This window comes from Lysinibacillus sp. NPDC092081, assembly GCF_044755845.1.
Lineage (GTDB): Bacteria > Bacillota > Bacilli > Bacillales_A > Planococcaceae > Lysinibacillus.
The window spans coordinates 881,036-901,757 of record NZ_JBIVRU010000001.1; the positions used below are offsets into that span (position 1 = coordinate 881,036).

Sequence of the window (20,722 nt, forward strand, 5' to 3'; positions counted from 1 at the left end):
CTTCGTTTTTACTGAATGTTTAAGTGTGATGTTTGTACCTGACGCTTTGCTTTCGGCACAGATAAATTACTGCCCGTTAATAACTGTTGAAACACTTAGCGTAGCATGCAGCATTATGTTTTGTTCAAGTTTACATTTTTTCTAAGTAAAATACTCTACAATACTTTTACCTTTCGTCGGCTTCCTTATTTTAATCTTTCATTAAAGAATATCCCTGCTGCAACCATTTCACTAGTTTATCGTGCTCATTTTGTAATTCGCGGTGCCTTACTTCGAGACTTTGATAGGCCTCTGTTAATTCATCAAAACTCGTTAACGCCAATTTCAAATGGCTTCGCATAGATTGTTGTGGCTGATTCCGCACAGCTAGTAGTGACTGACTATATTGACTACGTAATGTTTTATTCCAACGGAAACCACATGCTTGTTTTGTACGACCTAGTTCAGTAGCAGCCATTTCAAAAGCTTCTAACTGTGTTTTGCCATTTTGCACATTATGCAACACAATTTCTGCTAATCTTTCATCGTCTTCCTTTGTCCATTGATCTTTTCTTTTTTTCAATTCCATAATCTATCACCCTCGCATTTTTTACTACTATATGCGTGGGCGACCAAAATAGAATCATTGAATTCAAAAAGACAGTGATTATGTTTTGCTATAATCACTGCCGTTATACATTATTTATTGTTTTTCTTTGTTAGGAAATTAGCAACTGCCTCGTGGTGAGCTTCACTTTCCCACAATTTCGCACATGTACGAACTTCCTCCATAACACGTTCATACATATTACGCTCACGCCACTTACGAAGCTCAATTTCTTTATAAGCTTTATGAACAGAAGGATGAATTTTACGCATATGTTCGATAAAATCATTCAACGCCACTTCTTTTGAACCTTCAAAAACGCGCATTGCCCAACCAATCTCATATAGTAATTCCGCTGGATAAGGCTTCGCATCGACTAGCATCTTCATCGCACGATCATGGCGTAATCCACGCTCGAATAAGTATGTACCGCCTCCCCAGCCGCTCGTAATTGCTAATGTCCCCTGTATAAAACCACACTTCGCACGACTTGCCACTAGACGAAAATCACAAGCTGTTGCAATTTCACAACCTCCACCAACCGCTGTTCCGTTAATTAACGCAATCGTTGGCACAGGCAATGTTGCAAGGTCATATAATATTTTACCCATTTTACCTAACATCCCGAACGCCTCATCCTCTGTTTCGAGCGAATGAAATTCAGATAAATCGCCCCCTGAGCAAAATGATTTATCCCCCGCACCTGTCACGACTAAAAAACGTACATCATCATGATTTCGAATATATGTAATGACTTCTTGGAGCCCATCCATAACCTCATCATTAACCGCATTCCGTTTTTCTTCTCGATTAATCGTAAACGTCATAATACCTTCTTTGTTATCAATTATGTAAGCCACACTATTTCCCCCTTTGTCCCGATGGATAAATTGTATCATACAATTATTATAGTACTATATATCTTTTCATCATTGCCGAAAGATTCCTTGACATCCGCCGGAGGCTTTAACTTCTTTCAGCGGGTGTTTGGACACCCGCTGAAAGAAATTAAAACAACAAAAAGGCTAGTAAAGAGCCATGGTCTCTCTACTAGCCTTTTAAGTGAGCAAACACTGTTTTATTTGCTTACTACTTCTTTACCTTTGTATTGTCCGCAAGCTTTGCAAACACGGTGTGATAATTTAGCTTCACCACAGTTTGGGCAAGCTACCATACCAGGTACAGATAGTTTGAAATGCGTACGACGCTTTCTTTTTGCAGTTTTAGAAGTTCTTCTAAATGGTACAGCCATTGATGGCACCTCCTTACAGATCGTCTATTCGTCTGTTTGATCAAAATACTTAGCTAAATTAGCTAGTCTTGGATCCACTTTTTGTTCGTCAGCTTTTTTGTGTAGTTCAACGTCTTCATCTGTTGCGTAAGACCAGTTTTTACCACCTTGCACTTGTCCTTCGGTATTCTCCTTAAACAATTGCAAAGGTATTTCAAGAAGCACTAACTCCTCGATAACCGGCTTCATGTCGATTACTTCACCATCAATATAGTGAATATCTCCGTCATCTTCCCCTCGTTTATCCTCGTCAATCCAGCTGAAAACTTCAACTGTCTCAACCTCGATAGGAAACTCAACATCTTCCCATGTGCGTGCACACGGTAGTGTTAACGTCGCTGTCACAGTTAGCTGACATGTCATTTGCGATGCACCGAAAGTACATAGCCCTTTTACATGAATGGGCGAAATTGCTCGAATATCCTGGTTTCGCTCCATCACCTCGTCCAGCTGGACATAGGCATCGATCGGCATCCCGTTTTGGCGGTATTTAGATAATTGATGAATTGACCATTTCATTCGTTTAATCACCTCGAGACAACAATGTTGATTATATAATGTGTAAAAATAGATGTCAAGATAATTTCTTGTCACCACAATAAAACCCACCTATAATTAAATATTATAAAAAGTGTATTTGCTCCAAACCGTTCAATATAGGAAAAGGGCTCCAAATAAGAACGAGAAGCAAATGACATTGATAAAGGGGGCTTAAATTTGCAAGCAGTCGGAATAGTTGTTGAATACAATCCTTTTCACAACGGACATGCCTATCATATGGAACAGGCAAAAAAAGTAGCACAAGCGGATATTGTCATCGCAGTCATGAGTGGGGATTTTTTGCAGCGTGGTGAACCAGCCATGGTCGATAAATGGACACGCACAAAAATGGCTCTCGCAGGTGGTGTTGATATAGTCATTGAACTACCCTACGTTTATAGTACCGCACCTGCAACTGATTTCGCAAAAGGAGCAATTTCCTTACTATCTGCAATTGGTTGCGATTCTTTTGCCTTTGGAAGCGAAGATGGTTCCATTCAACCCTTTATGAATACGTTTAAGCTCATTAATAGTCATCGCACTGAATATAACTCTCTTATTAAAGAAAGCCTTAAAACCGGTGCAAGCTATCCTAAAAGTCTTCATTACGCCTATGAACAGCTTTCTCAAAAATTCCCTGCAACATACATTGATTTGGGACAACCAAACAATATACTTGGTTTTCATTATATTGAGGCTGCCAAGGCGCTAGGTAGTAACATTAAGCCTTTAACGATCCCTCGCATTGTTGCAGGTTACCATGACGCTTTACAAGAAGGTGCATCAATTGCTAGTGCCACAGGAATACGCAAGGCTCTAGCAACAACCAACGCTCTACAAAGTGTGGAAGATTTTCTCCCTAAAGCATCGTTTGATTATTTAGCTGATTGGCACGGAAAATATGGTGAATTTGCAAGTTGGGAAACTTTTTGGCCATTTTTACAGTTTACCATTATTCGTCACACACCTAATGAACTTACGCGCTATGCTGAAGTAACAGAAGGCATTGAGAACGCTTTTATTAAAGCAGCGAAAACAAGTCATTCATTCAGTAGTTTTATGGAGAAAATCAAATCCAAGCGCTATACTTGGACAAGACTTCAACGAATGCTCACACACATTTATACCGGGTTTACAAAGGAACAGTTGCAAAGCTTTGAAGCCCCATCCAGTATACGCTTACTTGGTATGAGTAAGAAGGGACAAGCCTATTTAGGGATGCATAAAAAAGATATACCTTTACCTTTAATCAGTCGTGTTGCAGCTATGGATGACGCTATGCTTGCTGTAGATATTCATGCAGCAGAGGTATACAATTTAAGTATAGAACATGGAACAAAAGAGCAAAGTCTTCCTAAAGATTATCAAACACCGCCGATTCGATTTTAAGTAACGAAAAAAGGATGCCAGAGATTCTTCTAGCATCCTTTTTACTGTTAAAAAACAATTATGTCAATGAATCACATTATAGCTCTCGGGTTAAAACGAGAGGTTGATTTCCGTTCCGACTGTGCGCTTTGTTGCTGTCGCTTCGCTTTCGCACAGAGCAGAGCTTCCTGGGGGCGTCCGATGAGCCGCTTCACTCGCGGTGCTCGCTCCAGGGTCTCGGGCCAACATGATGTTGGTCACGAAGGCGTTATCACAGGACGTGATGGTTTTAGCCTTCGTTCCTCTATTGCTGATCCCCAAGGAGTCGCCCAGTCTCCACTCCAATCAACTAATTCACATGATATACGTTTTAACAAAATGTCATCTAACTTTTCAGTTTTATCGGAACACTTTCAGGAATTATCGCCCAACTTCTGTATTTTATCGACATTTACCCTCCAAAGAGCAAAAAAGATTCACACACAAAACTGTGCGTGAATCCTTTACTTTATTATGATGATAAAACTTTATTTCGGCTGTAACTGTTTTAAATATTCGATTGCATCATCAACTGTTTTAACCGGAACTATTTTCATTTTTGTTCCAATATCTTTAGCAGTCTTTACTGCTGTAGCATAATTAGATTCCAGTTCAGGATATTTAGCTTTCATTTCTGGAGAAATTTCATCATCAGGTGCAAAAAAGATTTCCATACCATCACGATCAGCAGCAATGACTTTATAGTCTATTCCACCGATTCTTCCAACAGAGCCATCAACCAGCATTTCCCCTGTCCCCGCAATAGCATAGCCTTTCGTTAGATCTTCATCGAGAAGTTGGTCCAAAATTTCTAAAGTAAACATTAGTCCAGCAGACGGACCTCCAATATCCTCGGTTTTCATAGACACATTTGGATTTGTTTCAATAGATTTACTTTCAGTATAAGTAATACCTAAACCAGCCCTTTTCTCTTCGGATTTAGGGATTTCCTTTAATGTAATCGTTACCTCTTGTTCTTTTTTATTACGTATAAATTTAATTGTCACGTTATCTCCAAGCTGCTTTGGCTTTAAAAGATCTACAAGCATTTGTTGGTTTGAAATTTTTTGTCCGCCAACTTCAATAATTTCATCACCAGCTTTTAATAAATTATCCGAAGCACCGCCATCAAGGACATTTAATACAAAAACACCGTTAAAAAGAATTTTTGTTGGCATGTCGGCTCTCTGAAAAGCTACATACTTTGCATTAAATTGAGAATCAGACATTAATTTAAGCTGCCGAACATTATATTCCTCTTCATCCTCTAATGGATTTCGAACTTGGGTAATATCCATTAATTTTTGATATTTTTGTGTTTTCGCCCACAGATATGAAAAAGGCGTAGCTTGCTGCATAGCCACTGTCATTAAACTCATGGAACCTTTATCATCTGTGTGGCTATTGTCAACATTAACAAATTTACTGACATCATAAGCACTTCCTGGCTTCATGATATAAGCGTCTAGTCGGTATAACATTAAAAAACAAATCACGACTAATAACACTGCATAAATACTAATTTTTTTCTTCATCAGAAAAACACCTCCTAGGACGCTCGCAAAACCATACGTTCATGTTTTTGCCTTTTTTACATATATTGATTTTAGCATTTGCCTATGTGAATGACAAAAAGTTGAAACGAGATGATAACATGTATGCGATAATTCAAATAGCGATTTGCATAGTTCTTATTCTATTACTCTTGTTATTCCCACAAACTGCTCATAACGGTACTGATTTAGGTTTAAATCTTTTTATGGAGGCCCTTTTCCCGTATTTATTACCTTATCTTATTTTAACGCAATGGCTTCTCCGTTTAACGGCTCCTATGCGAACGAAAACAAAAAGAGCTTCTATATACGTACAAGCCTACATTATTAGCGCACTTGGGGGATATCCATCTGGAGCAACAACCATTGTTTACTTAAAAAACAGTGGGCAACTACATCCTAAAGAAGCAAATTTTTTATTAGCCGTATGTCACGCACCAAGTCCGCTTTTCGTGCTAGGATTTGTAAGCCTTGATTTATTACACAGTAATACGTTCGGATGGATGTTTTTATGTTTACTACATAGTTTTAATATTTGTTGTTTAATAACTGGTTACTTCTTATTTCGTAAAACGGATCCACCTAGCATCTCCATCCACAATACACCTTTGCATACAGCACCATTTTCTGAAAGCATTAAAGAAACAGCACCGACAATACTATTAGTTGGAACTACAATAATTTTTTTCACTACCATCCAGACGATTGTCCAGCAAGGCTTAGATTCACTGCTACCTAAACTTCCCTATACAGCTGAGCTTTCCATAGCTGCTATTCTTGAAGTTACAAATGGTCTTAAAATGACTGTCTCAGCTTTTCCGAATCTTTCCTATTTACCATTACTAGTTGTAATGTTGTTAACTATGCAAAGTATAAGCATTCACTTACAAATTTTTGTTATTGCGAAATCAGCCAAGCTTTCCGTTCGACCCTATATAAAATTCCGCCTACTTAGCATAATCATTGTACCCACTATTTATGCTCTTTTTTTCTTAAAATAAATAATCATTTGCCGCCTCATCTTTAGAGTAAAAATAATGTGATGCGTTTTTTAGATTAGAGTAAAGACCGGACTTAGGAGCAAGCACAACAGAGGAAATCAATCATTTTTCTACCATACTAAACTTTATCAATTATAACAGTAAATAACAGCGGGAAACATTTTCCTAAATCCATCTTTTTATCAAAAAAAGGGAATGTCTTAAAAATAAGACATCCCCTTTTTTGATTCATTTATTAAAATCATACTTTTCTTTCAAAGCTTCTACAACACAAGCAGGAACAAGCTCGCTGACATCACTACCGTATTTCGCAACCTCTTTGACAATGCTTGAGCTTAAGAATGAATATTGATTTTTTGTCATGATGAAAAATGTTTCAATGGTTTCATCAAGAAAACGGTTCATCGAAGTAATTTGCATTTCGTATTCAAAATCCGAAACAGCACGTAAACCACGGACAATCGCTTTTGCTTTTTTTTCCTTAGCATAGTCTATTAATAGCCCAGACGAACTTTCAATACGTACATTAGGCAATGTTTTAGTAACTTCAGCCATTAAAGCCATGCGCTCTTCTACTGAAAATAATGGGTGCTTGGATGAATTATTTAAAACAGCAACATAAACTGTGTCAAATACATCTGCCGCCCGTTTAATAATATCTAAGTGACCAAATGTCACCGGATCAAAACTTCCAGGAACTACAGCAATCTTCTCTGACAACTTATTCTCCCTCTTCCTCTGTGCAACGATCAATTTCGCCTTGGCGTAATTGTAGCTGTCGCTTTGCTTTCGCTACAGCAAACATGTGTTGATGACATTTCGTTTACACTCCGCTTTCGCACAGATAAACTGAAATAATCGTTCCACCATATGTTTCTTGTCTTTTTACTACAAAGTCTCCAAAACTCTGTGGTAATTCTACTTCTTTTGCATGCTCACATAAAATAATGCCATCTTGTTGAATTTTATCATTGTCGACAAGAATCTGCACTAAGTCATAATATTCTTTGTGATGATATGGTGGATCTAAAAATACTAATTTAAACGTTATATCACGTTTTAATAACGCTTTCACAGCACGTTTCGCATCTATACGAAACAGCTCAGAACAATCCTCGTAACGACATTTTTTTATGTTTTCCTGTAGCACTTGGAACGCCTTTGCATCCTTTTCGATAAAAACAGCGTGCTCAGCCCCTCTACTTAAAGATTCGATACCTAAGCCACCGCTCCCTGCAAATAAATCGAGCGCTATACCTCCATCAAAGAATGGACCAATAATATTAAATATGGATTCCTTTACTTTATCAGTTGTTGGTCTCGTTGTATTCCCTGTAATCGCCTTTAATGGCATCCCTTTACGTTCTCCTGCTACAACTCTCATAGGCAAATCACCGTACTTTCTTATTCCATATATCAATTTCGCCTTGGCGTAATTGTTGTTGTTGCTGTTGCTGTCGCATAGATAAAACACTGTCGCTACCAAAAAAACATGCTAAATGAAGATAAAAGCATTTTTGCAGCGAAAGACGAACCTCCGCTGCAAAAAAATTATTTTTGTTCTTGTTCTTGAGTTAACATCTTGATATTAATACGACCATCACTTTTTTGTAATTCTACTAAAAATAATCGTTGTAGCCAAGCTTCTTCAACATAATAATTATTGGCAATTTTAATAATCGGTTCTGAAATAGTAGAATATCTACGTTGGTTAAATACATAAAATCCTGGTTCTTTCGGGAATCGGAAAGTACGATTATCACCATTGATATAATATCCATTTTTACCTTCACCAGCAGTATAGCCTAGATAAGGCAACAATGTATCAGCGGTATATAATACTTGTCCTTTATAAAGAATTACATGAACATTTTCTCTCAAAACGTCATTAACGTAAACGCTTCGATCATCCTCAAATAATAGTGGATATGTGCCGTTTTCTTGAGCCGCATTCAACTTAAAATAAGACGTTTTTGCATCTAACACTTCGGATAAAAGATCGTCCATTGATGCAGGGGAAATCGGCTCTTCCCCAAGTTTATTCAAAGCTTCTAGCCATGCTGACTCTTGATTAGCTGTCATGTATTCTTTTAACGTCTTCACTATTTTCTTCGCTTTATCTGAACCAATCGTATCCTTCACTAAATAGGATGCCACAACTTCCGACAACCATGTTGGTGAATCTTCAAACTTATATTGGGACTTTATTTGTGATAGTATAACTTCTTGTTCAATAGCTTGTTCAGTTAGCTCTGGCAAAAATAAAAGTCGATCATCATGTTCTTTCACTGGATTCTTTTCTTGAATAATAGCAATGTGTTGATCATTCAAAAACTTTAAATTTTCCAATGATTTTAAGAAATCCTTCGAGATAGCTCCCGGGGCATAAATAGATAACACAGGGGTTTGCTCTTGTACTTTTAAATTACCCGTTTGCCAATAAATATCACGAACTGTACCATATCCACTAAACATTGTATAGTTAACAAGTGATAGTTTTTGCTGACCTACTAAAGGCAAGCCCGTTATCCACTGACCAACAATTTTACTATCAGTTGAAATATGTACAACGGAATAAGATGCTTCACCATTCGTTAATGTGGCGAAAACATTTTGGATGAGCATTTTATCTTTTAAGCCACCCTCAATTGGAATTATGTATGAAACAGATTGTGATTTAGTCTCTCCTTTTTTAAAATTTGAAACTTCTTTTGATAAGCGATCACAGCTTTTTTCGTTATCAATAAAGCAACTTGGATTTACCGCATTTTCTGGCCACTTTATTTTCACTTTTTGGTTGGGTAAATTTTTAAAATGTTGACGAATATCCAAGCTATTTTCTCGATAGACAATTTCTATCTCTTGAGAATAATGGAATTCACCATCGCCTGTTTCTAAGTCAGACGAATAAGCATGGTACTGGAAAAATATCGTTCCGGTAATGATTAGTGCTAGAATAGAAAAAAAACTCATTGCAAATTTCATGTGCTTGACCTCCCGCAGCATGATACTATGTGTATTGGAAAGGATGTGCAATTATTATGCCACAACAATTTATAGAATTAGGTGAGGGCTATGGTGATGTTTATGAGCTACTTGAAATAGTGAGAACCAATCAAGATCGCTTCCACCAAGCCTTTATACTAACATCCACTAAAGAAGAAAAAAAGGTTGCCTCTTTAGCAGTCGCTTTAAAACCAGTCGGTGAAAGTAAATTCATGCCGATTTATATTTGTCGAGAAGGCATCCCTTATAATGAAGAGCAGCCTTCACAGCGACAAAAAATATTTGAAGAAAGTATTAAACGACTAGATAGAAAAGCGGTTGTTGTAGAAATAAAGCACTCTTCTATATTTTCGGAATCAAAACTATTTTATCAATACTTAATTGGAATAATGAGACTTCATCACTATATCCCAGCATTAACATAATATTATAGACCTGCTTTATAGTCATATTCTTTCGCTTTATCTGGTTTAGCATTTTCAAACTCAGTTTTAACAAATGGACGATAAGACTTTACAACGTCTTTCACGAATGGAAGGCGTTGTAGTTTTGTTGTCATTGATTCAATTTCCTCTCGCTCGCAATAAAGCAATACATATTTTTGCCTCCGAGAAATATAAAGAACATGACCATATTTTCGAAGAGACTTCGCATGTTTTAATTGATGGACGTAAACGATTAGTCCTTGTCGTTCGTTCATATAGTATTCCCCTCATTTCTTACATAAAAGAATACCATAGACCGGAAAATGATAGCAACAGAGTTTAGCTGACAGAACGCTCAATTTTCCGTTATAATGGAAAAGCATACAACGTTGACTAAGAGTTTTACATTCACTTATGCAAGTTATAGAGTACTAGTTTGCTCACTGAAAATTAAAAAGTGAAATTGCAGGTACTATTTATATTAATTTAATTGTTAAGGAGGACGAATATGGGTAAGAAAACAAAGATTGCGCTTGCAATCGCAGCGGCAAGTGCAGCTGCTTGGGCAGGTAGTAAAGCTATTTCTAAACCTCAACAACGAGAAGGTAAACGGGCACTACAATTTGATCACCCAATTATTCTCGCACATCGTGGCGGTGCTCATTTAGCACCTGAGCATACGATGCCTGCTTTTGAAAAAGCCGCACAGTTAGGTGTTGACGGTTTTGAAATAGATATTCGCTTAACCAAAGATGAGGAAATTATCGTTTTCCATGATGATACTGTTGATCGTACGACAGATGGCTATGGACTTGTTGCAGATATGACTTTAGCAGAAATAAATGCATTAAACCACGGTTATCAATTTGAAGATTTGGATGGGGAATTTCCTTATCGAGATGAAAAAATAGATGTTGTAACATTACGTGAACTATTAGAAACTTACCCAAACATGTTGGTAAATATCGATATTAAAGATGCACCAGATACGTATGAAGGAAGTTTAATGCCTTCTAAACTATGGCGTTTAATTGAAGAGCTTGGTGCTGAGAATCGAGTAGTTGTCACAAGTTTTCACGCTGAACAGATAGATCGTTTTAATTTATATGCGCAAAATCAAGTAGCACTCGGTGCAGGTGAATCAGATGTTCGTAAAGCATTCGCTTCTTTCTCAAGCCAGTTCGGACATTTATATCATCCTAAGGTAGATGTATTCCAAATACCGCCTAAATCAGGAGTCATTACATTAGAATCTCCGAAGTTTATCCAGTTTTTAAGCAATTTAAACATCCCTGTTCATTATTGGATTATCAATGACGTAACAACAATGAATAAATTAATTCACAACGGCGCAAAAGGTATTATTACAGATCGACCTGATATTGCTGTAGAATTACTACAAAAATAAGAACATAGGAATGGAGCCTTCTCTCCATTTTATAATAGTTAACACATTGATTGGTGAGGGTCTTCTTCTAACAGCCCTTACCTTTTATTAATTTCTCTACCTATATAATTAGCAGGTACCGGCCATTCACCCCTTCATTTTTTCAGCAGATTTCATCCTAGTAAACACCAATAGACAGTGAGGCTGAAAAAAACCTCACTGTTTAAAATGTCACTTTATTGCAAATGACGTAATACCGCATCCGTTACATCACTTAATGTAGCTTTTCCTCCCAAATCACCAGTTTTAATACCTTCTGCTAATGTTGCTTCCATCGCATGCAGCACTTTTGTACCAAGCTCATGATAGCCTAAAAAATCAAGCATCATTTTACCTGTCCAAATTTGTCCAAGCGGATTCGCTATCCCTTGTCCTGCAATGTCAGGGGCAGAGCCATGGACTGGTTCAAACATGGATGGATATTGTCGCTCTATATTTAAATTTGCAGCTGGAGCAATTCCGATACTTCCCATAATTGCACCACCTAAGTCAGTTAAAATATCCCCAAATAAATTTGATGCAACAATTACATCAAAATTTTCTGGTTTCATCACTAAAAAGGCAGCTAAGGCGTCAATATGATTAGATACTTGTCCTATGTTCTCGTAATCTTTACCTACTTGCGCAAATACTTCATCCCAAAAAGGCATACTGTATGTAATTCCATTAGATTTTGTGGCACTTGTAACATGCTGGCGTCGGGTTTTCGCCATTTCAAATGCATATCGCATTGCACGCTCTGTTCCCTTCCTTGTAAAAATAGCATTTTGGATAGCAACCTCATCCTGTCCACTATGTATTCTGCCACCACTCTCAGCATACTCTCCCTCTGAGTTTTCACGTACAACAACAAAATCAAAGCCATTTGGGTTACGTAAAGGTGAAGGCAAACCTTGAAGTAGCTTTGCTGGACGCACATTAATAGATTGCTTCATTTCGCGGCGGATTTTAATAAGTAGCCCCCATAATGAAATGTGATCTGGTACTAAATCTGGCATGCCTACAGCACCTAAAAAGATTTGATCGTAACCTTTCAAAATTTCAATACCATTATCAGGCATCATTTTACCTGTCTCTAAATAATAATCACAGCCCCATGGGAAGGTTGTCCATTCAAATTGAAAGCTGCTATCTAATTGAGCCGCTTTATTAAGAACTTCTATCGCCGCTGGTACAACCTCTTTACCAATCCCATCTCCTGGTATAACGGCAATTCGATAAGTCTTCATCTGTTTATCCTCCTTTAATTTCTATATTGCCTATGCAATTACTATACAATTTTTCCGCCATAATTACATCCTGATGTTTATAGCTATCGCTACAACATTTCATAGTAACAAAAAAGACTGCATACAAACTCATTCGAGTTCGCTTACAGTCTAAGAAAAAGTATTACTTTGTTTATGCAGAGCAAGAGCATGAACCGCCTGAGCCACATCCTCCACCACATGAAGAACCTGCTGCAAAGAACGGATTACTTACAGGAACTTTTACCGCTTCTGAAACAGTTTTCCCTATAAGTAAGCTTATTTGATCAAGCAAATCTTGAAAATCATTCTCAGCAATTTTCAAAGCCGAAACCTTTTCATTTAAATCGAGTGCGCGCTTTTGCTGACGAATCGATTTCATAATTGTATGATAGTCCGGATGATATTTTCCGAAACGTTGTACATCTTCGTACTGCTCTTTCATGCGATTAAATGCGTAAATAGCTTCAACTATTTGGATATCACTGTACACAGCATCATACGCTTGCTGCAGCATTTTCGCAGGCTCAGAGGAAAGAATCATCTCACAAAGCGCATCGGCCTCATCCAAAATGATTGCCCAGTCAGAGGTCATCATCATTTTTAATTCCCCCAATCTCTTTCCCATCATAACAGATTTTATGGTAATTTTACATTATTGATAATTTTTAATGAAGGAGTTTTTTAATTGGTACCATCATCTAAAGGACAAATAGAACAATTACTAGCAGAGATTTTACAACATAGTACAGCTGAAGATGAGGAAGTTTTACTACATTTATTGTCTGGTCTTCGCGATAAACAGGAAGGGATTCATCGACGTTATATTAATGCTGCCTTACACATGGTTGGTAAATTTGAGACTGAAGTTAGTGAAGTTCGTATTCCCATTACACCCGTAATCCATAATACCATTAAGGTACCACACGGTGGGATCATTGCAACAATTGCAGATGCAGCAATGGGAGGACTTGCTTCGCGTTCCGTACCAGAAGGCTACAATGTTGTCACAACAAATATGAATATCTCTTATATTGCTACAACGTCTAACAAGGAACTAATCGCTCGTGGACGTTTCGTACATAAAGGGCGTCAGACACTTGTGATGGAATGTGATATCGAGGATGAGACTGGACGAAAACTTGCTATTGCGACTGGTTCTTTCTTTGTCATTCAACGCCGCCCTCAGACATAAGATTTAAAAAGTAATCTCGAATACATTGTTGATCGGAAAAAGGGAATTTTTGATTTTTTATTTGTTGGGTCTGTTCATGCCCTTTTCCGGCAACAAGTACAATATCACCTTTTTCTGCCTTTGCTAATGCTTGATGAATAGCAACTTTTCGATCTAGATAGATTTCATAATATTGCTGCTCAGTAAAACCCGCAACAATACTTTCATTAATTAAAATAGGGTCTTCATCACGTGGATTATCAGTTGTTAAAAAAATGATATCCGCATACTTACTAGCTACTGCTCCCATCGCAAAACGTTTCGCCTTATCTCGATTTCCCCCACAGCTAAATACAAGATAAAGGGTTTTCGAGCGATCAAAAGTTTGCAAAACAGCCTGTAATGCCTCTGCAGTATGTGCGTAATCTACGAACACATCAATCCCAAATGGATTGTCTATTTTCTCAAGTCTTCCTTCTGGTAGCCTTAACAACCACATCTGCTCTGCTATCTCTTCAATTGAGAAACCTAGACGCCATAATGTCATTAAGGCAGCTACAGCATTTTGCACATGATATTTACCGATAAAAGGGATTTCTACAATATGTTCACTCGATGACGTTTGTAAACAAAGTACCGTTTTCCCAATTGATTCACTGACAATTTGGATATGTAAATCATTATGATTATCAAAGCCAAATGAGCAGGATTTTTTCTTATCATAAATACCAACGGAACGGCAAAAATTATCATCTCCGTTTAGCACTAGCTTTTTCGATAAATCTGCCAACCTTTTTTTCGCACGCTTATATGCCTCAAGTCCTCCGTGATCTTCTAAATGATCCTCCGATAAATTTAAAAAAACGCCACAATCGATATCACAATGATCAAGTCTATGTTGCTGTAATCCCATTGATGAAGCTTCTAAAACAACATGTGTAACACCATTTCGTACACATTGCTTTAATATCGGATGTAACTCTTTTGCCTGTAATGTGGTTAATTGCTCATACACTGTTTGTTGTTTCTGTTCATTGATGAAAAATCCTACAGTTCCAATAACTGCAACGTTTTTATGTAGCGCTCTTAGCAATTGGCTCACAAAATGACTCACTGTTGTTTTACCATTTGTACCTGTAATCGCAATGACGGTTAATGCCTCTGCTGGAAAGGCTGAAAGCTTTGCACTCGCATACGATAAAAATAGGGATGTATTCGGAACCCAAACAAAAGGAATATTTTGATCGGTAATAGGTAGTGAAATACTTTCCTCTGATACTATCGCGGCTGCACCCCGAGCTAATGCTTCTTTGACAAAACGACTTCCCGATGTTTTTTTACCCTTACGTACAATAAAAATATTCCCAGGTTTTATTGCCTGAGCATAATCCTCAACGCCTGTTATATTTGTGCGAATAGATCCTCCGGTTACGCTACATGGCCAGTCTTTTAATAGCTCAGCTAATTGCAAGCTTCATTCCCCCTTTCGGTTCTCTATCATATGACGGCGTATGTACCGGTGTGACGAAAAATGTAGGTGCATATCTTTTTCGCATAATTATGCCTCGGCATAATTGCGTCCGGAATCGGCTATGTGCTTAGGCCTGCAGATGTTTTTTGTGCGAAAGCGAAGCGTCAGCAACAGATGTTTTTTGTTTGCATAAAACGTTTGCTGAAAGAAGTTAAAAATGAAAAGACTGAAGATAAACTTGATTTCGCCAAGTTCTTCTTCAGTCTTATATTTTCTATTTATCCCACATTAAAGGGCAGTAATTTATCTGTTATGGTGATGATTCATCAATTACTGGCTCCTCAGAGTCTTTATTCTCACTATCCAGCTTCTGAGATGAAGATTCTAAAAATATTTGCGTATAATAGTTTAAAAATACTCCAGATCCCACTGTCGTATATTTATCATTTAAAATGACTTTTCGATGCTCAGGTGAATTAAGCCAGCCATGCATTGCTTCGATCGCATCAAAATAATCAGTCGCAAGATTTTCATTCGCCTCACTATATTTGATTCCATGAGTTTCCAATCTCTTTTTTAAATCTCCATTTATTGGTGATTCATGAGCAAGGAAGTTTTGAATCTTCATATCTTCACTATGCATTTTTGCAACTTCTTCTAATGATTCATCAATATTTAATGGAGCTAAATCATGTTGAACTCTTGTTACATTTATTAAATCGTCAAGCTGTGTAGCACTCGCTTCATTAATTTCCTGCTGTAAAAAGGAAGATGGTGGTGTTGGTATAACTAGCTCGCCTTGATAAGTCATTTCATAAGGTTGCTGAAGAACAAGCGTTTTACTATTAGTAAAGCGTATTCCTTGTAGCTCACCCGTTTCTCTATCTATATAAAGTTGTGCAAAAAGTCCATCGAATTTTACAAGCAATCGTGTCTGCATATCTTCTTCACTCATTGAGAAAACGAAAATATTTTTACCGACATTCGCAGTTACTTCATAATCAATGATTGTCATTCGGTATATATCATCGCGCTTCTGACCAACCTTAAAAGGGTAAGCATCTAAATCTTTACCTGCAATGTAAACTTGTGTCACAACATTATTTTCAACACCTACCATGAAAAATGTAGAAGCATTTGTATTATAGATCCACCAATCATAACCAAAAGATGATGGTTCCTTTCGTACCGGTTCACCATATTTATCCAAAACTACCTTTGTTCCTTGACCTATTAATGTCGACATCCCGCTTTTAGGACGTGTTGTTGCCCCCATTTCAGGCTGCTTTAATTCGGTTTTGGGAATAATATTTGAATTAGCATTCGGGCCTTTTAATGGCTCGTTCTCATGTGGTGTATTAAAAAATATAAAGCCAATCAACGCAATTGCAGCACATGCCATAAAAATGCGAAATAAAGCTTTCATACATGACTCCTTCTTATCACATTATTCTAATTTATTATACCAATTGTAATTGGGTTGACACAATGTTGTCATTGCAACAATGTCGAATATGCTCTATTATAAAAATGAGCGTATACTATGTACGAGAACCTAAAGGAGGATTACAGATGTATTTTGAAAATACTAACCTTGAAAATTTAACAGCTGATCAAGAACTTATTGTAAGCGTCATGAAAAAAAACGGTTTAGAATGTGATGGCGGCTGGGATTACGAGCGTATGACATTTGATAAGCGTTTCGATACTCGTGAGGGACGTTATTACCTACGTGTATTCGCCTATGCAAAATCTGGTGATGTTGGTGCACACGATGCAATCCTAACATTAATGAAACCAGCACTTGGTAAGTACTACTATCCACACGGCGTTGAGTATGGTGATGATGAAGTTTTCCCAGCTCATCTTGTAAAAAAATGTGAAGAAATCTTAAAAAAGGTTAAATTAGACCTACAAGCTTTTGAAATTCATGCATAATTTTAGATAGTTATTTCACGGTGCATACATGCCGATTAAACATCGAAATCATTTTATTATTTATCAGGCAACAGCAAATTGGCAACAGCATGCAGTGCAATAGCTAAATCTGAAAAGACTGGTGGTCCAGTCTTTTTTATTTTGAGTAAAAATTTTATTTCTTCTCATACTAACTATATCTTTTACATGATGTAGGTGAGATAAATGTTACAATTTTTCAAACATCCCTTTTTTCGCCATCCGATCATCGTTATAGCTGTCGGAATTGCAATTCTCTGGTTTATATCCCTGTCTTTACCCATACTGCTTGCCTACGTAACTGCATTATTATTGGAACCTGTCATCATACGAATTAGTAAACGGTTCCGAAAAAAACGCAAAATAGTCGCATCCATTTTTTTTATGTTCTTTTCAAGTATGACATTACTATTATGTATTCTCATTATATTTATAAGCTGGAAACAATTCTCAACATTTATCATTCATATTCCAGAGTACCTCAATCAGCTATCAGCACTATGGATTGAAATACAATCCAAGCTTTCCAACTATACTTATCATTTGCCCTTAGATCTTGTTATCCAAATTCAACTTATGATAGCACGTACACTATCTTCAATCGAGAAATATGCTCTTTCTTTAACAAATGTGAATGTTTGGTCATCTTTACTTACGTATATAACTTCTCGTTTGTTTGATATTTTTGTTTATTGGATTGTGTTATATATGTTTCTTTTAGAATTACCGAATATTAACCGTAAAATGTTAGCGCCTATTCCGTTTCACTATCATCAAAAAATACTATTTATTGGACAGCGCGTGAAACTTGCTTTATTTGGTTTTATAAAAGCACAATTTTTAGTTGGTATTTGCATTTTTGCTATAGCTTTTGGAACCTTTTATTTTCTTAAAACACCATTCCCACTTATTTTATCACTCTTACTAGTCATTTTAGATTTCATTCCTTTTTTAGACTCATTTATTTTGCTTCTTCCTTGGGCAATATACAAAGCCTTTACAGGTGAATATATCTATGCTGTTATGCTAGTCGTACTAACGATCTTACAATTTTTAGTTCGACGTATGATTGAGCCTAGAGTTATTGGAAATAAGGTTGGACTCTCCTCACTAACAACCTTTATTGCAATGTTTATCGGTTTCGAAATTTTTGGATTTTTTGGTATTTTAATCGGTCCTTTACTCGTTGTTGTTGTCCTTTCTCTATTTAATCAAACATCCATAAAAAATCTCCCTCCTTCTCAAAAATAAGGAGGGAGATTTTCTTTTATCAATTATGCCTCGGCATAATTGCATCCGAAATCGGCTTTATGCTTAAGCCTGCAGATGTTTTTTGCGCGAAAGCGTAGCGGCAGCGGCAGATGTTTTTTGCGCGAAAGCGTAGCGGCAGCGGCAGCGGCAGCGGCAGATGCTTTTTGTGCGAAAGCGCAGTGCTAACGTAGCGGCAACAACATGAGAGCCGACAAGATGTCGGTCCTTTCGGTAATCCACAAAACGTGGCGTTTTTACCGATGCAGGTCCGTTAGTTTGTACACTAGCTGATAGAAGTTAAAAGCCTAAAATAGCTTTAATGACAGATGTTGTTTCACCTGGTTCAAACATAATATATAGTAAAATGTATACTAAAACACCGGTAATAGCTACGAAGAACCAAATAATACTTGTAATCGGTCCAATACGACGGTGAAGCTTGAGATTAGTTTTTAAACCAGAAATGATACTAACAATGCCAAATACTGCTCCAGTTGTTGCCAGAGTAATATGGAAAATTAAGAAGAAAGTATAATATGGTTTTAAATCTTCTCCTCCACCAAACGCTGTGTTACCAATAAAGACTGTTCGTGAAGCATAAATAATAAAGAAGATAAGTGCTGCAACTCCTGCTGCAAGCATTACTTTTTTATGTGCCTCTACTTTTCCTTTTATAATTAAGCCCCAACCAATAGCTACGAGTACTGCACTAATAACGATGAATGATGTACTTATAGTAGGCAAAATTTGCAATTCCATTTACAAAACTCCTTATTTAAAATCAATTATGCCTCGGCATAATTACGTCCGGAATCGGCTTTGTGCTTAGGCCTGCACGAGGGCCGACACGATGTCGGTCATTTCGGTAATGCCACAGGACGTGGCGTTTTTACCGAGGGCCAACACGATGTTGGTCATTTCGGTAATGCCACAGGACGTGGCGTTTTTACCGATGCAGGTCAGTTAGCTGTTATCGCATGGATGCGATGACTTTAGGCTAACATCCTATGTGAACTCTTTTCCGATTCCGTGACATCCGCCGGAGGCTTTAGGCCAACACAATGTTGGTCATTCAGTCGTTGCCACAGGACGTGGCGTTCTTAGACTGAGTTCCTCTATTTCAGCAGGTATTTGGATACCTGCTGAATGAAGTTACAGTTTCTTTTTACAACTGATGTTGATGTTGGCTTTCCCATTTCTTTTGATGTTCTTTTAACGCATCAGCAGTAATTTTATCAGGATCCTTTTGTTCTGAACGATACCAATTAAGAAAGATTGCTCCAAGTAATACACCAAAAATAAGCTCTTGTAAAATCTTCATTAAAACGCCGCCTAGTTGTTGATCGGCAACAGGATCCATATTTGTAAAGAGCTCTGGTCCTGAGAGAGATAAACTAGATAATGTAGAAGCTGGTACACAAAGTTCCATTGCTTTTAACCATGCATCACCATTTGTATATGTTTCATACATAGCGTCTGAAGCAAAAATAATTAACGCACACGCTGGTGTAATTAATACCGCATTAGCAATGATATAGCCTAATTTATGCAAAGGTTTCATTTGCGGTCTATTAGGTATCTCTTGAATCAAAGGCCAGTACATTAAGACAGCAGAAACAAATAATACAAATGTATATGTACCATGTAAAGTTTCGTTTAATTTAATGTAGTCGAATACTGCAGGTAAATGGTAGAAAGAAAATAAACCAGTAAACACAAATACCGCAACGACAGGGAGTGTTAATACTTTAAATAAAGATTTAACAACTGGTGCTTCAATCGCAACTTTCCATACCCACCATGGAATCCCCTTAATTAAGAAAATCGGTACGAGTAACAATAAAATAGCCATTTGCACCATATGCATCGTAAACATAATGTGCGCCATTAAATCTACTGGAGATCCTTTAATAATATAAATCGTTACCATTGCCAGTACAAAATAAATAGCCTCTCCCTTTTTCAAAGGCTCACTTACTTTAAAATCCTTGCGCCACTTTGTTGTGACTAAAAAATAGATGACTGTTATGAAAACAAGAACCCCTATTAAATATGGGCTCCATAAAGCTTGGAAACCAAATATACTAAGTGGCATCAGAACGCACTCCTTTAAACTTCAGTATCCCTATTATAGAACGCTTACAAACATTCTGCAATGAACGAAAGGTGAACAAATTACTATCCACATTATATTACTCGAACGAGCTAGGGCACCTATTGAAAAGATGTTAAAAACGATAAATCACCACATGAAAAGTATCTGATTCACATGACATACGTTTTAACAAAATGTCATCCAACTTTTTAGTTTTATCGGAACACTTTCAAGAATTATCGCCCATCTTTTAAATTTTATCGACTAACTTT

At 37.2% G+C, this 20,722-nt stretch carries 23 protein-coding genes; 8 read left to right on the plus strand and 15 right to left on the minus strand.

The window, feature by feature from the left end; genetic code table 11:
- Positions 1-190 precede the first annotated feature (190 nt).
- The 4 genes from ACIQLB_RS04420 to ACIQLB_RS04435 form a co-directional block, all read right to left on the minus strand.
- Entirely contained in the window at positions 191-568 is a 378-nt protein-coding gene (locus ACIQLB_RS04420) for a transcriptional regulator (protein WP_053483404.1), read from the minus strand.
- 110 nt (positions 569-678) lie between these two features.
- Complete coding sequence (locus ACIQLB_RS04425) at positions 679-1,446, minus strand: enoyl-CoA hydratase/isomerase family protein (RefSeq protein WP_400721401.1); 768 nt, start codon at positions 1,444-1,446, stop codon at positions 679-681.
- Positions 1,447-1,664: 218 nt separating this feature from the next.
- Positions 1,665-1,838: a 50S ribosomal protein L32 gene (gene rpmF, locus ACIQLB_RS04430; RefSeq protein WP_010858320.1), complete on the minus strand. Its 174-nt coding sequence runs from the start codon at positions 1,836-1,838 to the stop codon at positions 1,665-1,667.
- A gap of 24 nt (positions 1,839-1,862) precedes the next feature.
- Positions 1,863-2,396 (minus strand): YceD family protein, encoded by a 534-nt coding sequence (locus ACIQLB_RS04435; protein ID WP_400721405.1) that lies wholly within the window; start codon positions 2,394-2,396, stop codon positions 1,863-1,865.
- Between the two features lie 198 nt (positions 2,397-2,594).
- On the opposite strand from ACIQLB_RS04435, the gene ACIQLB_RS04440 reads away from it, so the two are divergent.
- Positions 2,595-3,806, plus strand: a complete 1,212-nt coding sequence (locus ACIQLB_RS04440) for a nucleotidyltransferase (RefSeq protein ID WP_400721407.1) — start codon at positions 2,595-2,597, stop codon at positions 3,804-3,806.
- A gap of 506 nt (positions 3,807-4,312) precedes the next feature.
- Here ACIQLB_RS04440 and ACIQLB_RS04445 read toward each other — a convergent pair.
- Positions 4,313-5,359: a SepM family pheromone-processing serine protease gene (locus ACIQLB_RS04445; RefSeq protein ID WP_400721410.1), complete on the minus strand. Its 1,047-nt coding sequence runs from the start codon at positions 5,357-5,359 to the stop codon at positions 4,313-4,315.
- A gap of 119 nt (positions 5,360-5,478) precedes the next feature.
- On the opposite strand from ACIQLB_RS04445, the gene ACIQLB_RS04450 reads away from it, so the two are divergent.
- Positions 5,479-6,378 (plus strand): hypothetical protein, encoded by a 900-nt coding sequence (locus ACIQLB_RS04450; RefSeq protein WP_400721413.1) that lies wholly within the window; start codon positions 5,479-5,481, stop codon positions 6,376-6,378.
- 228 nt (positions 6,379-6,606) lie between these two features.
- Here ACIQLB_RS04450 and coaD read toward each other — a convergent pair whose 3' ends face one another.
- The 3 genes from coaD to ACIQLB_RS04465 form a co-directional block, all read right to left on the minus strand.
- Positions 6,607-7,098, minus strand: coding sequence for a pantetheine-phosphate adenylyltransferase (coaD, locus tag ACIQLB_RS04455; protein WP_400721416.1), 492 nt, complete (start codon positions 7,096-7,098; stop codon positions 6,607-6,609).
- A 103-nt stretch (positions 7,099-7,201) separates the two neighbouring features.
- Positions 7,202-7,762, minus strand: coding sequence for a 16S rRNA (guanine(966)-N(2))-methyltransferase RsmD (rsmD, locus tag ACIQLB_RS04460; RefSeq protein ID WP_400721419.1), 561 nt, complete (start codon positions 7,760-7,762; stop codon positions 7,202-7,204).
- Positions 7,763-7,929: 167 nt separating this feature from the next.
- A complete protein-coding gene (locus tag ACIQLB_RS04465) occupies positions 7,930-9,363 on the minus strand; it encodes an RNA polymerase II (protein ID WP_400721422.1) in 1,434 nt (477 codons plus the stop codon).
- 56 nt (positions 9,364-9,419) lie between these two features.
- Here ACIQLB_RS04465 and ACIQLB_RS04470 point away from each other — a divergent pair, with 56 nt between their 5' ends.
- Positions 9,420-9,809 (plus strand): DUF7147 family protein, encoded by a 390-nt coding sequence (locus ACIQLB_RS04470; RefSeq protein ID WP_400721425.1) that lies wholly within the window; start codon positions 9,420-9,422, stop codon positions 9,807-9,809.
- A 2-nt stretch (positions 9,810-9,811) separates the two neighbouring features.
- On the opposite strand, the gene ACIQLB_RS04475 is transcribed toward ACIQLB_RS04470, so the two are convergent.
- Positions 9,812-10,084 carry a YlbG family protein gene (locus ACIQLB_RS04475; protein WP_053483414.1) on the minus strand — a complete coding sequence of 91 codons (273 nt, stop codon included), beginning with the start codon at positions 10,082-10,084 and terminating at the stop codon, positions 9,812-9,814.
- Between the two features lie 233 nt (positions 10,085-10,317).
- Here ACIQLB_RS04475 and ACIQLB_RS04480 point away from each other — a divergent pair, with 233 nt between their 5' ends.
- The gene (locus ACIQLB_RS04480) at positions 10,318-11,217 is read left to right on the plus strand and encodes a glycerophosphodiester phosphodiesterase family protein (RefSeq protein ID WP_400721428.1); all 900 of its coding nucleotides are present in this window, start codon (positions 10,318-10,320) and stop codon (positions 11,215-11,217) included.
- A gap of 215 nt (positions 11,218-11,432) precedes the next feature.
- On the opposite strand, the gene ACIQLB_RS04485 is transcribed toward ACIQLB_RS04480, so the two are convergent.
- Together ACIQLB_RS04485 and ACIQLB_RS04490 are read right to left on the minus strand one after the other, a co-directional pair.
- The gene (locus ACIQLB_RS04485; RefSeq protein ID WP_400721431.1) at positions 11,433-12,485 is read right to left on the minus strand and encodes a tartrate dehydrogenase; all 1,053 of its coding nucleotides are present in this window, start codon (positions 12,483-12,485) and stop codon (positions 11,433-11,435) included.
- A 172-nt stretch (positions 12,486-12,657) separates the two neighbouring features.
- Positions 12,658-13,104 carry a YlbF/YmcA family competence regulator gene (locus tag ACIQLB_RS04490; protein ID WP_400721434.1) on the minus strand — a complete coding sequence of 149 codons (447 nt, stop codon included), beginning with the start codon at positions 13,102-13,104 and terminating at the stop codon, positions 12,658-12,660.
- Positions 13,105-13,191: 87 nt separating this feature from the next.
- Between ACIQLB_RS04490 and ACIQLB_RS04495 the strand changes: the two genes are divergently transcribed.
- Positions 13,192-13,698 (plus strand): PaaI family thioesterase, encoded by a 507-nt coding sequence (locus ACIQLB_RS04495; RefSeq protein ID WP_400721437.1) that lies wholly within the window; start codon positions 13,192-13,194, stop codon positions 13,696-13,698.
- On the opposite strand, the gene ACIQLB_RS04500 is transcribed toward ACIQLB_RS04495, so the two are convergent.
- Both ACIQLB_RS04500 and ACIQLB_RS04505 read right to left on the minus strand, forming a co-directional pair.
- Positions 13,673-15,148: a UDP-N-acetylmuramoyl-L-alanyl-D-glutamate--2,6-diaminopimelate ligase gene (locus ACIQLB_RS04500; RefSeq protein ID WP_400721440.1), complete on the minus strand. Its 1,476-nt coding sequence runs from the start codon at positions 15,146-15,148 to the stop codon at positions 13,673-13,675. The two genes, ACIQLB_RS04495 and ACIQLB_RS04500, sit on opposite strands and share 26 nt — an antisense overlap.
- 310 nt (positions 15,149-15,458) lie before the next feature.
- The gene (locus ACIQLB_RS04505) at positions 15,459-16,574 is read right to left on the minus strand and encodes a CAP domain-containing protein (protein ID WP_400721443.1); all 1,116 of its coding nucleotides are present in this window, start codon (positions 16,572-16,574) and stop codon (positions 15,459-15,461) included.
- 146 nt (positions 16,575-16,720) lie between these two features.
- On the opposite strand from ACIQLB_RS04505, the gene ACIQLB_RS04510 reads away from it, so the two are divergent.
- A complete protein-coding gene (locus ACIQLB_RS04510) occupies positions 16,721-17,086 on the plus strand; it encodes a YugN family protein (RefSeq protein WP_053594668.1) in 366 nt (121 codons plus the stop codon).
- 204 nt (positions 17,087-17,290) lie between these two features.
- Entirely contained in the window at positions 17,291-18,355 is a 1,065-nt protein-coding gene (ytvI, locus tag ACIQLB_RS04515; protein ID WP_400721447.1) for a sporulation integral membrane protein YtvI, read from the plus strand.
- Between the two features lie 297 nt (positions 18,356-18,652).
- Here ytvI and ACIQLB_RS04520 read toward each other — a convergent pair whose 3' ends face one another.
- The gene (locus tag ACIQLB_RS04520) at positions 18,653-19,114 is read right to left on the minus strand and encodes a DUF420 domain-containing protein (RefSeq protein WP_400721450.1); all 462 of its coding nucleotides are present in this window, start codon (positions 19,112-19,114) and stop codon (positions 18,653-18,655) included.
- A gap of 60 nt (positions 19,115-19,174) precedes the next feature.
- On the opposite strand from ACIQLB_RS04520, the gene ACIQLB_RS04525 reads away from it, so the two are divergent.
- A complete protein-coding gene (locus ACIQLB_RS04525; protein WP_400721453.1) occupies positions 19,175-19,345 on the plus strand; it encodes a hypothetical protein in 171 nt (56 codons plus the stop codon).
- Positions 19,346-19,520: 175 nt separating this feature from the next.
- Here the strand turns inward: ACIQLB_RS04525 and ctaG are convergent, their stop codons facing one another.
- Positions 19,521-20,450 carry a cytochrome c oxidase assembly factor CtaG gene (gene ctaG, locus ACIQLB_RS04530; protein ID WP_400721456.1) on the minus strand — a complete coding sequence of 310 codons (930 nt, stop codon included), beginning with the start codon at positions 20,448-20,450 and terminating at the stop codon, positions 19,521-19,523.
- Between the last annotated feature and the right edge of the window lie 272 nt (positions 20,451-20,722).

Excerpts from the sequence above, each read along its gene's own strand:
- ACIQLB_RS04420 (WP_053483404.1), bottom strand. The coding sequence starts at position 568 with ATGGAATTGAAAAAAAGAAAAGATCAATGGACAAAGGAAGACGATGAA.
- rpmF (WP_010858320.1), bottom strand. The coding sequence starts at position 1,838 with ATGGCTGTACCATTTAGAAGAACTTCTAAAACTGCAAAAAGAAAGCGT.
- ACIQLB_RS04435 (WP_400721405.1), bottom strand. The coding sequence starts at position 2,396 with ATGAAATGGTCAATTCATCAATTATCTAAATACCGCCAAAACGGGATG.
- ACIQLB_RS04445 (WP_400721410.1), bottom strand. The coding sequence starts at position 5,359 with ATGAAGAAAAAAATTAGTATTTATGCAGTGTTATTAGTCGTGATTTGT.
- ACIQLB_RS04450 (WP_400721413.1), top strand. The coding sequence starts at position 5,479 with ATGTATGCGATAATTCAAATAGCGATTTGCATAGTTCTTATTCTATTA.
- rsmD (WP_400721419.1), bottom strand. The coding sequence starts at position 7,762 with ATGAGAGTTGTAGCAGGAGAACGTAAAGGGATGCCATTAAAGGCGATT.
- ACIQLB_RS04465 (WP_400721422.1), bottom strand. The coding sequence starts at position 9,363 with ATGAAATTTGCAATGAGTTTTTTTTCTATTCTAGCACTAATCATTACC.
- ACIQLB_RS04470 (WP_400721425.1), top strand. The coding sequence starts at position 9,420 with ATGCCACAACAATTTATAGAATTAGGTGAGGGCTATGGTGATGTTTAT.
- ACIQLB_RS04475 (WP_053483414.1), bottom strand. The coding sequence starts at position 10,084 with ATGAACGAACGACAAGGACTAATCGTTTACGTCCATCAATTAAAACAT.
- ACIQLB_RS04480 (WP_400721428.1), top strand. The coding sequence starts at position 10,318 with ATGGGTAAGAAAACAAAGATTGCGCTTGCAATCGCAGCGGCAAGTGCA.
- ACIQLB_RS04485 (WP_400721431.1), bottom strand. The coding sequence starts at position 12,485 with ATGAAGACTTATCGAATTGCCGTTATACCAGGAGATGGGATTGGTAAA.
- ACIQLB_RS04490 (WP_400721434.1), bottom strand. The coding sequence starts at position 13,104 with ATGATGATGACCTCTGACTGGGCAATCATTTTGGATGAGGCCGATGCG.
- ACIQLB_RS04505 (WP_400721443.1), bottom strand. The coding sequence starts at position 16,574 with ATGAAAGCTTTATTTCGCATTTTTATGGCATGTGCTGCAATTGCGTTG.
- ACIQLB_RS04510 (WP_053594668.1), top strand. The coding sequence starts at position 16,721 with ATGTATTTTGAAAATACTAACCTTGAAAATTTAACAGCTGATCAAGAA.
- ytvI (WP_400721447.1), top strand. The coding sequence starts at position 17,291 with ATGTTACAATTTTTCAAACATCCCTTTTTTCGCCATCCGATCATCGTT.
- ACIQLB_RS04520 (WP_400721450.1), bottom strand. The coding sequence starts at position 19,114 with ATGGAATTGCAAATTTTGCCTACTATAAGTACATCATTCATCGTTATT.
- ctaG (WP_400721456.1), bottom strand. The coding sequence starts at position 20,450 with ATGCCACTTAGTATATTTGGTTTCCAAGCTTTATGGAGCCCATATTTA.